The sequence below is a fragment of the Clostridium sp. genome, assembly GCF_021443865.1.
In the GTDB taxonomy this organism is placed as follows: Bacteria; Bacillota; Clostridia; order Clostridiales; family Clostridiaceae; genus Clostridium.
In genome coordinates this window covers 20,472-32,958 of the sequence record NZ_JABUTB010000086.1, presented here as the reverse complement: position 1 = coordinate 32,958, position 12,487 = coordinate 20,472, and the positions used below count along the sequence as shown (strand labels likewise).

Annotated in this window: 9 protein-coding genes; all 9 read left to right on the top strand. The window is 29.6% G+C overall.

Features of this window, described 5'->3' with window-relative positions; genetic code table 11:
- Positions 1-77 precede the first annotated feature (77 nt).
- Positions 78-1,832 (top strand): amylo-alpha-1,6-glucosidase, encoded by a 1,755-nt coding sequence (locus HUJ77_RS12935; RefSeq protein WP_291709263.1) that lies wholly within the window; start codon positions 78-80, stop codon positions 1,830-1,832.
- Between the two features lie 61 nt (positions 1,833-1,893).
- On the top strand, positions 1,894-2,118 hold the full coding sequence (locus HUJ77_RS12930; RefSeq protein ID WP_291709260.1) for a hypothetical protein: 225 nt from the start codon (positions 1,894-1,896) through the stop codon (positions 2,116-2,118).
- Positions 2,119-2,496: 378 nt separating this feature from the next.
- Positions 2,497-3,852, top strand: coding sequence for a nucleobase:cation symporter-2 family protein (locus HUJ77_RS12925; RefSeq protein WP_291709258.1), 1,356 nt, complete (start codon positions 2,497-2,499; stop codon positions 3,850-3,852).
- 161 nt (positions 3,853-4,013) lie between these two features.
- Entirely contained in the window at positions 4,014-5,369 is a 1,356-nt protein-coding gene (locus tag HUJ77_RS12920) for a nucleobase:cation symporter-2 family protein (RefSeq protein ID WP_291709256.1), read from the top strand.
- Between the two features lie 228 nt (positions 5,370-5,597).
- Complete coding sequence (locus HUJ77_RS12915) at positions 5,598-7,358, top strand: sigma 54-interacting transcriptional regulator (RefSeq protein WP_291709254.1); 1,761 nt, start codon at positions 5,598-5,600, stop codon at positions 7,356-7,358.
- A gap of 123 nt (positions 7,359-7,481) precedes the next feature.
- Entirely contained in the window at positions 7,482-9,773 is a 2,292-nt protein-coding gene (gene xdhA / locus HUJ77_RS12910) for a xanthine dehydrogenase molybdenum-binding subunit XdhA (protein WP_291709251.1), read from the top strand.
- Positions 9,774-9,785: 12 nt separating this feature from the next.
- Entirely contained in the window at positions 9,786-10,667 is an 882-nt protein-coding gene (gene xdhB / locus HUJ77_RS12905) for a xanthine dehydrogenase FAD-binding subunit XdhB (protein ID WP_291709250.1), read from the top strand.
- Positions 10,660-11,133, top strand: a complete 474-nt coding sequence (gene xdhC / locus HUJ77_RS12900; protein WP_291709249.1) for a xanthine dehydrogenase subunit XdhC — start codon at positions 10,660-10,662, stop codon at positions 11,131-11,133. Before xdhB ends, xdhC begins: the two co-directional genes overlap by 8 nt.
- A 53-nt stretch (positions 11,134-11,186) precedes the next feature.
- Positions 11,187-12,487, top strand: a 1,301-nt coding sequence (locus HUJ77_RS12895; protein ID WP_291709247.1) for an 8-oxoguanine deaminase, incomplete at its 3' end; no start/stop codon positions are given.

Sequence of the window (12,487 nt, the reverse complement as noted above, 5' to 3'; positions counted from 1 at the left end):
ATCATAAGTTTTCCATTCTTGCATTTTACTTCCATCAACATCATCTCCATTTGGATTACCATTTTTAGCAAAATTACATAAATACTTCAAAGAATGGCCATAAATACTTAGAAAGATTTACTTTTGATTCTATTCCAGAATATAACTATAGAGTTGAAGATGTAAATATTAAAAAGAGCATATCTATGGATTATGGTCATAATACAGTAGCTGTTTGTTATGAAATAGAAAATGGTATAGAAGATATTAATTTTAAGATAGTACCTGTATTTAACTATAGATTATCTGGAGATGCAATAGAAAAATCTAGGTTAAAATTTACAGAAGAGCTAAAAGATAATAAATTAATATTAATACCAGAGGAAAATAAAGATGTAAAAATTCTTTTTGAAGCTTCAGAAGGTGAATTTTATAATAGAAGATTAATTCCTATGAACATAAGTACTCCTAATTATTTGTATGAAGAAAATAATTATTACAATATAGAAAATAGGACTGGCTTTTTGGGTTTAGACAATCATTATACTCCATATGAAGTAAATATAAGCATAAAGGCTATGGAAACTAAAAGAATGTATATTATTTGTTCTATAGAAAATGAAATAAATAAAGATGGATTCCAAATAGAGAAAGAATATAAGGAAAGAGTAAATAAATTAGTTTTACAAGCAGGATATAAAGAAAATTTTGGTTGTAATTTAGTTAAGGCTGCAGATCATTTTATTGTAAATAGAAATAGTACGGGCCTTAAAACAATTTTAGCTGGGTATCCTTGGTTTACTGATTGGGGAAGAGATACAATGATAGCCTTTGAAGGATTAGTACTATGTACAAAGAGATATGAAGAGGCTAGAGAAATACTAGAATCCTTCGCAAAGTATATAAGAAATGGACTAGTACCAAATTTATTTCCAGATGAGAATACAGAACCGTTATATAATACTGTAGATGCATCCCTTTGGTATTTTCAAGCTGTTTATAAGTACTTAAAGTATACAGGAGAAGAGGAAGATTATAAGTATATAGAGGAGAAAATATATGATAAATTAGTCGAGATTTTTAAGGCATATTCAACTGAAACATTATTTTCTATAGGTATGGATGAAGATGGGCTTATATTTGCAGGCTCTGGCTATGATCAAGTAACTTGGATGGATGTAAGAGTTGGAGATTTAGTAGTTACGCCAAGACATGGAAAGCCAGTTGAAATAAATGCCCTTTGGTATAATGCACTATGTATAATTGAGGAACTAAGAATTAAATTTAATAAAGAGGATTTAGGATATCGCAAACTAAAAGAAAAAGTTAAAATAAATTTTGAGAAAAAGTTTTGGAATAATGTAAAAAACTGTTTGTATGATGTTATTGATGAAAAGGATGATAAAATTAGACCTAATCAAATATGGGCTGTATCCCTACCTTTTTCTATATTACCAAAAGAAAAAGAAAAGCTAGTAGTTAATACAGTTTATAAGCACTTATATTCAACTTATGGATTAAGATCATTATCATTTATAGATAAAGAATACAAAGGTAAATATATTGGAAAGCTTATAAATAGAGATTTGTCATATCATATGGGAACAACTTGGAGTTTTTTAATAGGACCTTTTATTACAGCTTATTTAAAGGTAAATAACTATGATGAAGAGTCAAAGAATAGAGGAAAGAAAATGTTAGCTGTATTTGAAGATCATATGAGGGATGGATGTATTAACGGAATAGCAGAAATATTTGATGGAGATTTCCCAGCTACAAGTAGAGGCTGTTATTCTCAAGCTTGGGGAGTTGGGGAAGTTTTAAGGGTTTATAATGAATTATATAAAAAATAGTATTAATAATTATTATTTTATGATATTATGTTTCTAAAAAGTAATTTGAAAGGATAACAAAATGAAGAAGTTAATGAATTTTTCTAATATTATATTTATTGCAGCTATATGTACATTTATATATGGTTTATATAAAATATATGCTATTAGACGAGTATTACCTCCAGGAGTATGTCCTATTGATAGCAATAGACCTATATTATTTATAGGAGTATTTCTTATGTTAATATCAATCCTAATATCTTATTTTGAAGATAAACAGAAAAGTAAGAAAATATTAAATTAATATAGTTATTTTAATATCAAAATGATAATTTTTATTAATATGATACAAACAAAGAATTAATAGTAATTTAGGGAATTATAATAGTATTCCTTATCATTTTAAGATTAATTTGATTATAATTAATTAGAATAATGAAGAAATATGAATAAAAAAAGTCTTTAATGTTTTGGCACATTTATTGCTTAGATAATAAATGAAACATTAAAGGCTTTTTTAGTTTTAAAAAGAAAAACATATAGCTATGTGAAAAATTAATACTATTATTTATTAAAAATAGTATTGTTATCAATTTGAGAAAGGCTTTTCAATTTGATAATGGCATAATTGAAAGATTATGTACTAATAAAATTATTTATTACATGAGGGGGAATATTTTTTATGGTAGAGATGAAAAAGAAAAATAGTAGGAGCACTTCCATATTTCATGTAAACGGTATACCTAGTTTTAAAAAAGCTATGCCATTATCTCTTCAGCATTTACTTGCTATGATAGTTGGAAATGTTACACCTGCCATTATAGTTGCAGGTATTACAGGAATGGACTTAAGTGATAAAACTCTATTAGTTCAATGTTCATTATTTATGGCTGGAATAGCTACATTAATGCAATTATATCCCGTATGGAAATTGGGAGCTGGCCTTCCTGTGGTTATGGGAATAAGCTTTGCTTATGTACCAACCTTAACAGCAATAGGATCCGCTTATGGAATTGAGGCAATTTTTGGAGCTCAACTAGTAGGTGGTATTGCAGCTATAATAGTTGGTGCATTTATTAAGCCTCTAAGAAAACTATTTCCACCATTGGTTGCTGGAACTGTTGTTTTTACAATTGGTCTATCATTATACCCAACTGCTGTAAGGTATATGGCAGGTGGAGCAACTGCAACTGATTTTGGTTCACCTACAAATTGGATAATAGCAATGGTTACCTTAATAGTGGTTTTATTTTGCAATCATTTTACAAAAGGGTATGTAAAGCTTGCGTCTATCTTAGTAGGAATAATCGTAGGGTATATTTTTTCTATTGTTATAGGAAAAGTAGACTTTACTGCAATATCAGCAGCTAGATGGATACAAGTACCAACACCACTTCATTATGATATGAAGTTTGAAGTATCGGCAATTATATCAATGGTTATTATTTATGTTGTTAATTCTGTTCAAGCTGTAGGAGATTATTCAGCTACTACAGAAGGTGGCTTAGGTAGAGAACCTTATGATCATGAATTATCAGGAGGAATAATGGCAAATGGAGTATCAAGTATATTAGGTGCATTCTTTGGTGGTTTACCTACAGCAACATATAGCCAAAATGTAGGAATAGTGGCTATGACTAAGGTTGTAAGCAAATATATAATAATGCTTGCGGCTGTCTTTATGTTAATAGCAGGCTTTATTCCAAAGTTTGGAGCTCTAATTACAACTATACCTCAAAGTGTTTTAGGAGGAGCTACAATAATAGTTTTTGCAATGATTACTATGACAGGAATAAAAGTAATTATTAAGGATGAATTATCTAGTAGAAATATAAGCGTTGTTGGTCTTTCTGTTGCATTAGGAATGGGTATAACTCAAGTTCCAGGAGCTTTAGATGCTTTTCCAAGCACTGTTAATATGGTATTTGGAAGCTCACCAGTTGTAATAACAACTATAACAGTAATAGTATTAAATTTAGTATTACCAAAACAAACTATTGAAGATGAAGATAATGAAAGAAGCAAAATAGAAAATTAAAAGAAGAATATANAAGTTAAAGGATAAATATACTATAGAAATTACTAATGAAGTAAGAATAAGATCATTATCAAAATGAGAAAAAGTATATTGATAATTATCATAGATTCTCGAGTGATGTATTGAATTAAATTAATTTACATGAGGGGGAATAAATTACTATGATACAAATAGGAAAGAGAGTAGAGAGAAGTACTTCAGTTTTTGATTTAAATGGAGTTCCATCATTAGAAAAAGCAATACCATTATCACTTCAGCATTTACTTGCTATGATAGTTGGTAACGTAACACCAGCTTTAATAGTAGCAGGAACAACAGGACTTGGCACAAGTGACACAACTCTTTTAGTTCAATCTTCATTTTTGATAGCTGGAATAGCTACATTAATGCAGTTATATCCTTTATGGAGAATAGGATCAGGATTACCAATGGTAATTGGTGTAAGTTTTACTTATGTACCAACTTTAATTGCCATAGGATTAAATTATGGAATTGAAGCTATTTTTGGTGCACAATTGGTGGGTGGTTTGGTAGCCATAATATTCGGTGCTTTTTTAAAGCCAATGAGAAAATTATTTCCACCATTAGTTGCAGGAACTGTTGTATTTTCAATAGGATTATCCTTATATCCTACAGCAGTGACATATATGGCAGGTGGAGCTAATTCAATTGATTTTGGATCACCTATAAATTGGATGTTGTCATTAGTTACTTTAATGGTTGTATTATTTTGCAACCACTTTACCAAGGGATATTTTAAATTAGCATCTATTCTAGTTGGAATAATAGTAGGATATATGGGCGCATTATTTTTAGGAAGAATTGATTTTACTCCTGTTATAGAAGCATCATGGGCACAAATTCCAACTATAATGCCTTTTGGAATTAAATTTGTACCTTCAGCTATAATTGCAATTAGTGTAATATATATTGTTAACTCTGTAGAAGCTGTAGGGGATCTTTCTGCTATAACAGAAGGTGGTTTAAATAGAGATGCAAAGGATACTGAAATATCCGGAGGGATAATAGCAAGTGGAATAGCTAGTTCCATAGGAATATTATTTGGAGGCCTTCCAACAGCAACATACAGTCAAAATGTTGGAATTGTAGCAATGACAAAGGTTATTAGCAAATTTATAGTTATGATAGCTGCTACTTTTATGTTAGTTGCAGGATTCATTCCAAAATTTGGAGCTTTAATTACAACTATACCACAAAGTGTTTTAGGTGGAGCTAATATTATAGTTTTTGCCATAATTACAATGACTGGAATTAAAATAATAATTAAAGATGAGTTATCAAGTAGAAACGTTACTATTGTAGGTCTTTCTGTTGCTTTAGGAATGGGTGTAACACAAGTTCCAGGTGTTTTGGATGCTTTTCCAAGTGGAGTAAGTATGGTTTTTGGAAGTTCACCAGTTGTAATAACTACTATAGCAGTTATACTACTAAATTCAATATTACCAAAACAAAGTATTGAAGATGAAGAAATTGAAAGAAGTAAAATAGAAGGTTAATATATTTAATATTATGGAGCTTTTCTAACAGCTCCATAATAGAGTATATGTTATAAGCATAATTTAATAATAATATAAAAATTTGTATAAAAAGTAAAAGCTCCTTTAGGAGTTTTTTCTTTAGATAAAAACCTATGCATCTCTTAATTTATATAATTAAAGTGGCATATAACTTGCTATAAATATATAAGTGAATTAAGGCTATAAAAGAAAAAGAGGTGTTTAGATATGTCATCCATATTAAAAGAAATTCAAAGTGCGGTAATGAGATATATAAATATAGTTGAAAAAATATTAAGTGTTGATGTTGAAGTAGTTGATGAAAATTTAATTAGAATAGCTGCAACAGGTGCATATAAAAATAGAATAGATAAAGACATATCAAAACAAGGCTATGCTTATAGGGAAGTATTAAAAAGTGGAGAATTTAAAGCTATAACAGAGCCGGGAAAAGACAGTATATGTAGAAATTGTATAAAAAGAGGTAAATGCGAAGAATTATTTGAAATGAGTACTCCTATAAAATTTCAAGGTAAAATAATAGGAGTTTTAGGTCTTGTTTGTTTTAATGAAGAGCAAAAAGAACAAATACTTGAAAAATTTGATAATTATAAAGCATTTATGGAGCAAATAGCTGAATTTATAAGTACAGCTGCTTATGAAAATTTGCAAAGAAAAAGAGAAGATGTAGTATTAAAATCTTTAAATTTAATTATCGATAAAATGGATCAAGGAGTAATGGTATTAAATAAAAATGACAAAGTAACTCATATAAATTCAAAAGGTGTTGAATTAATTAAACATGTAGATAATTTTTTTGCTTCAAAGGTAACTATTGAAAGTACTGGAGATAGTTTATTCCAAATGGAGATATATAAAGTATCTATAGGAAATCAAAGTTATCAATTTATAGGAAACATATTTCCTATGGGATTAAATGATAATCAGTTTGATAAAATATTTGTATTTAGAGACTATAAGGGATTTCGAGATGATATTTCAGAATACACTAATATAAAAAATACAATTAAGACAGAAAATATTTTAGGACAAACTCTTATAATGCAAGATTTAAAAAGAAAAGTAAAAAGAATAGCTTTATCTACATCTACAGTATTAGTAACTGGTGAAAGTGGTACAGGTAAAGAGGTATTTGCTAGAGCAATACATAATGAAGGAAACAGGAAATCTAAGGCTTTTATTGCCATTAATTGTGGCGCTATACCAGATACATTACTAGAAAGTGAATTATTCGGTTATGTTAAAGGTGCTTTTACAGGAGCAGATCCTATGGGGAAGATAGGAAAATTTGAACTGGCTAATAAGGGGACAATTTTTTTAGATGAAATAGGTGATATGCCAATATATTTACAAACAAAATTACTAAGAGTATTACAAGAAAGAAAAATAACTAGAGTTGGATCAAATAAAGAAATTGATATAGATGTTAGAGTAATTGCAGCTACCAATAAAAACTTAAGCGAATTAATAAGAGAAAATAAATTTAGAGAAGACTTATATTATAGACTAAATGTAATACCTTTTGATATACCTCCTTTAAGGGATAGGATAGATGATATTGGATTATTAATTAAATTTTTTATAGATAAATATACTAATTTGTTAGACAAAAGCTTTGAAAACATAGTAATAACAGAGGATGTAAAAAAAGCTTTTTATAGATATTCATGGCCTGGTAATGTTAGAGAATTAGAAAATACTATAGAATTTATAGTTAATATGATAGGTACAGATGGTGTAATAGACAAAGAAGTTATACCTAAAAATATTTTATCAAGGGATAGAATAGATATTACTTTAGATAGAAAAGAAATAATTCCTCTTAAGGAATTAGAAGAAATAGAAATAAAAAAAGCATTAGAATTATACGGAACAACAACAGAAGATAAAAAGTTAATAGCAAAAAAATTAGGCATAGGAATAGCTACCTTATATAGAAAAATTGATGAATATAAGCTTTTAAAATAAAAGATAAAGCATTTATTTATAATTTAAGCATATAAAATATCCATATACTATAAATGATATTACAGGATATTTAAATATAAATACTAAATATAAAAGGGAATAAAAATTTTATGGAGGTGTACAATGACTTATAAAGTAATAGGCAGCAATATAAATAGAATTGACGCGGTTGCTAAGGTTACAGGAAAAGCAAAATATGTTGATGATTTTTTTGAGAGGGACATGCTTGTTGGTAAGGTTTTAAGAAGTCCTTATGCCCATGCAAAAATAGTCAATATAGATTTTAGTGAAGCAAGTAAGTTAGAAGGAGTAGAGGCAATAATAACTCACAAAGAACTCCCTAAAATAAAATTTGCTACAGCAGGTCATCCATGGTCATTAGAGGCAAGTCATAGAGATATTGAAGATAGGCTTATATTAACTGATAAAGCAAGATTTGTAGGAGATGCTATAGCAGCTGTAATAGCAATTGATGAAGTAATAGCAGAAAGAGCATTGAAGCTTATAAAGGTAGAATATGAGGTTTTACCACATATTTTAAAATCAGAAGATGCAATTAAAGAGGGAGCACCAGCAATACATGATGAAAGACCAAATAATGTATTAAGTGAAATGGGATCAGAGTCTGGAAATGTTGAAGAAGATTTTAAAAATGCTTATGAAATTTTTGAAGATACCTTTGAAACTAGCATAGTACAACATTGCCAAATGGAAAATCATAGTGCATATTCTTATGTTGATGGTGAAGGAAGAATTATAGTAGTTTCATCTACACAAATACCACATATAGTAAGAAGAATTGTAGGGCAAGCTTTTGGAATTCCTTGGGGAAAAATTAGAGTAATTAAGCCATATGTGGGTGGCGGCTTTGGAAATAAGCAAGATGTAGTTTTGGAACCGCTAACAGTAGCAATGAGCCTAGCTGTAAATGGTAGACCTGTTAGATATACATTAGATAGAGAAGAGTGTTTTATTGATACCAGAACTAGACATGCTATGAAGTTAAAATTTAAAACAGCTGTGTCTAAGGAAGGAAAATTACTTGGATTAGATATAGATAATTTAGTTAATAATGGAGCTTATGCATCTCACGGACATTCAGTTACTATGAGTGCTGGTAGTAAATTTAGACCATTATATAATTTTAATTCAATAAAATATAGACCAAAAACAGTCTATACTAATTTACCAGTAGCAGGTGCCATGAGAGGTTATGGAGCACCACAAATGTTTTTTGCTATAGAAAGCCATGTTGAAGATATAGCAAGAAAATTAAATATGGATCCAATAGAATTTAGATTAAAGAATTTAATTAGTGAAGGCTATGTAGAACCAGTTAGTAAAAATATTGCAAGAGCTTTTGCACTTCCTGAATGTATACAAAAGGGAAGAGACTTAATAAATTGGGATGAAAAGAAGAAAATTTATAAAAATCAAAAGGGAGATAAAAGAAGAGGGCTAGGAATGGCATGCTTTAGCTATTTTAGTGGAACTCATCCAGTAGCTTTAGAGCCAGCCGGTGCAAGAATAGTTATGAATCAAGACGGTTCAGTTCAATTACAAATTGGGGCTACTGAAATAGGACAAGGTAGTGATACTGTATTTGGACAAATGGTGGCGGAAGTATTAGGAATTCCTTTAGATATGGTACATGTAATAAGTAACCAAGATACTGATATAACACCATTCGATACTGGGTCTTATGCATCAAGACAAAGTTTTGTATCTGGAGCAGCTGTTAAAAAAGCAGCTTTAGAAGTAAAAGATAAAGTTCTTGAATTTGCAAGACATAAATGTGGATTAGAAAAAGAAGCCTTAGACTTAGAAAATTGTAGCGTTGTAGAAAAAATATTAGGCAGAACTGTTTGCACATTAGAAGAAGTTGCTATGGAATCATACTATGACAGAATAAAATATGCACCGATAACAAGTGATACTTCAGTAAATGTTAGAGTGAATTCTATTGCTTATGGAGTAACATTTACAGAAGTTGAAGTGGATATGAAAACAGGAAAAATAGAAGTTTTAGAAATTTATAACGTACATGATTCAGGAATAATATTGAATCATAAATTAGCAGAAGGACAAGTTGACGGTGGTGTTAGTATGTCATTAGGTTATGCTCTTTCTGAACAAATGCTTTTTGATGAAAAAACCGGTAAACCATTAAATAATAATTTATTAGATTATAAGCTTCAAACTATAATGGATACACCTGCAATAGGTTCTGCATTTATAGAGAAGTATGAACCAGCAGCAGGATTTGGACAAAAATCACTTGGCGAAAATACAACAATAACTCCAGCACCAGCAATACGTAATGCTGTGCTTGATGCAACAGGAGTTGCCTTTAATAAAATTCCAATGAATCCTCAGTCAGTTTTTGAAAAATTTAAAGAACTTGGCTTAATATAAGGAGGAAGAAATATGTTCGATATAAATAATATTTACCAACCTAAAACATTAAATGAAGCCTTAGAAATTTTAGATAACAAAGAAAATGTAAAGATTATTGCGGGGGGAACAGATGTATTAATAAAATTACATCATGGAGATCTTGCTGGAGTTGAATTATTAAGTATTAGAGATATAGAAGAATTAAAGCAAATAACACTAAATGATGAAGGGGATATAGAAATTGGTTCAATGGCATCTTTTAGTGATGTTTTTAGAAGTGATGTAATAAATGAAAATATTTATGTACTATCAGAAGCAGCAGTTTCCATGGGTGGACCACAAGTAAGGAATATGGCAACCATAGGTGGAAATGTATGTAATGGTGCTGTTTCAGCAGATAGTTCAACAAGTCTTTTTGCACTTAATGCAGAACTTTTACTAAGAACAAAAAATGAAGAAAGAATAATACCTATTAAGGAATTTTATTTAGGACCTGGAAAGGTAAGTATACTTCCAAATGAGATATTAGTAAAAATAATAATAAGAAAAAAAGATTATTTAGGTTATAAAGGAAATTATATAAAGTTTAGTAACAGAAAAGCTATGGATATTGCAATGCTAGGAGTTTCTGTTGTAGGAGCCATTGAAAATAACCAATTTAAGGATTTAAGAATTTCATTAGGTGTAGCAGCACCAACACCAATAAGATGTTTAAAAGCAGAAGAGTTTGCTAAGGGTATTGAGGTGGATATGGCTAATATTATTGAAATATCAGAAAAAGCTTTATTAGATGCAAAGCCAAGAAATTCTTGGAGAGGTTCAAAGGATTTTAGAGAGCATTTAATAAAAGAATTAACTAAAAGAGGAATTATAGAAGTAATTAAGAGAGCAGGAGGTGCAGTTAATGAATAATGAATATATGAAGAAGATTTCATTAACAATAAACGGGAAAAAAAATAATATAGAAGTTGATATAAGAGAAACACTTTTAGATGTATTAAGAGAAAGACTTCATTATACTGGAGTTAAAAGAGGGTGTTCTGTTGGAGAATGTGGTGCTTGCACAGTATTAGTTGATGGAGTTCCAATAGATTCATGTATATATATGGCTGTATGGGCAGATGGAAAAGAAATTTTAACTATAGAAGGTTTAGAGAAAAATGGAGAATTATCCAAGGTACAAAAGGCATATGTAGATGAAGGTGCTGTACAATGTGGATTTTGTACTCCAGGTTTAGTTCTTACTACTACAGCTCTTGTAAATAGTGGGAAGACATACAATGATGAAGAGATAAAAAGAGAAATATCAGGGCATTTATGTCGTTGTACAGGATATCAAAAAATATTTAATGCAACTAAAAAGTCTTTAGAAGAATAAAATTATTAATATCCATTGTAAATAGTTAATTTATTAAATATGGAGGGGTTATTATGAAAAATAGTTTGCTTATAAAAAATATTAAAGCTTTAATAACTTGTGATGAAAATGATAATTTATTTGAAAATGTGAATTTATATATTGAAGATGGTGTTATAAAGTATATAGGAAATGAGATTTATGAAGCAAATGAAGTAATAGACGCAAAAGATATGTATGTATATCCTGGGCTAGTAAATAGTCATCATCATCTATTTCAAACCTTTACTAGAAACTTACCACAAGTTCAAAATTTAGAACTTTTTGATTGGTTAACTACATTATATGAAATATGGAAGGGTGTAGTTTCAGAATCAGTAAGATATAGCTCTTTAGTTGGAATGGGAGAGTTAATGAAATACGGTTGTACTACTTGTTTTGATCATCATTACCTATTTCCTCAAAATGCAGAGGAAACACTTATTGATGAACAATTCAATTCAGCTAAAGAACTTGGTATAAGATTTCATGCGTCAAGAGGAAGTATGGACTTAAGTAAAAAAGATGGTGGATTGCCACCAGATTCAGTAGTACAAAGAATGGATAGAGTTTTATATGATTCAGAAAGAGTAATAAAAAAATATCACGATGCTAGTGAATTTTCAATGAGACAAGTTGCTCTAGCACCTTGTGCACCATTTAATGTTACAGCAGAACTTATGAAAGAAAGTGCTGCTTTAGCTAGAAAATATAATGTAAGACTTCATACACATTTAGCTGAAACAATAGATGAAGAAAAATATACTCTTGAAAGATTTAATATGAGACCTCTTGAATATATGGATACTCTTAATTGGGTTGGTAGCGATGTTTGGTATGCACATGGTATTCATTTTAATACAGATGAGCTTAAAGTTTTAGCAAAAACACAAACAGGAGTAGCGCATTGTCCAATTTCAAATATGAAATTATCATCAGGTATTGCTAGAATTCCTGAAATGATAAATTTAGATGTTCCAGTAGGACTAGCTGTTGATGGAAGTGCTAGTAATGATGGATCTAATCTATTAGAAGAACTTAGAGTTTGTTATTTACTTCATAGATCAAAGTGGAGTAATAAGGCACCAACTGGATATGATATTTTAAAACTAGCTACAAAGGGGAGTGCTAGAGTTCTAGGAAGAAAAGATTTAGGTGAGCTTAAAGTGGGAAAAGCAGCAGATTTATTTATGATTAATTCTAATAGAATTGAATTTATAGGAGCAGAATATGATCCTAAATCAATATTAGGAACACTAGGTTTTAAATCTCCTGTTGATTACACTATAATTGCAGGAAAAGTAGTGGTAAAAGGTGGAAAACTAACTACTATAGA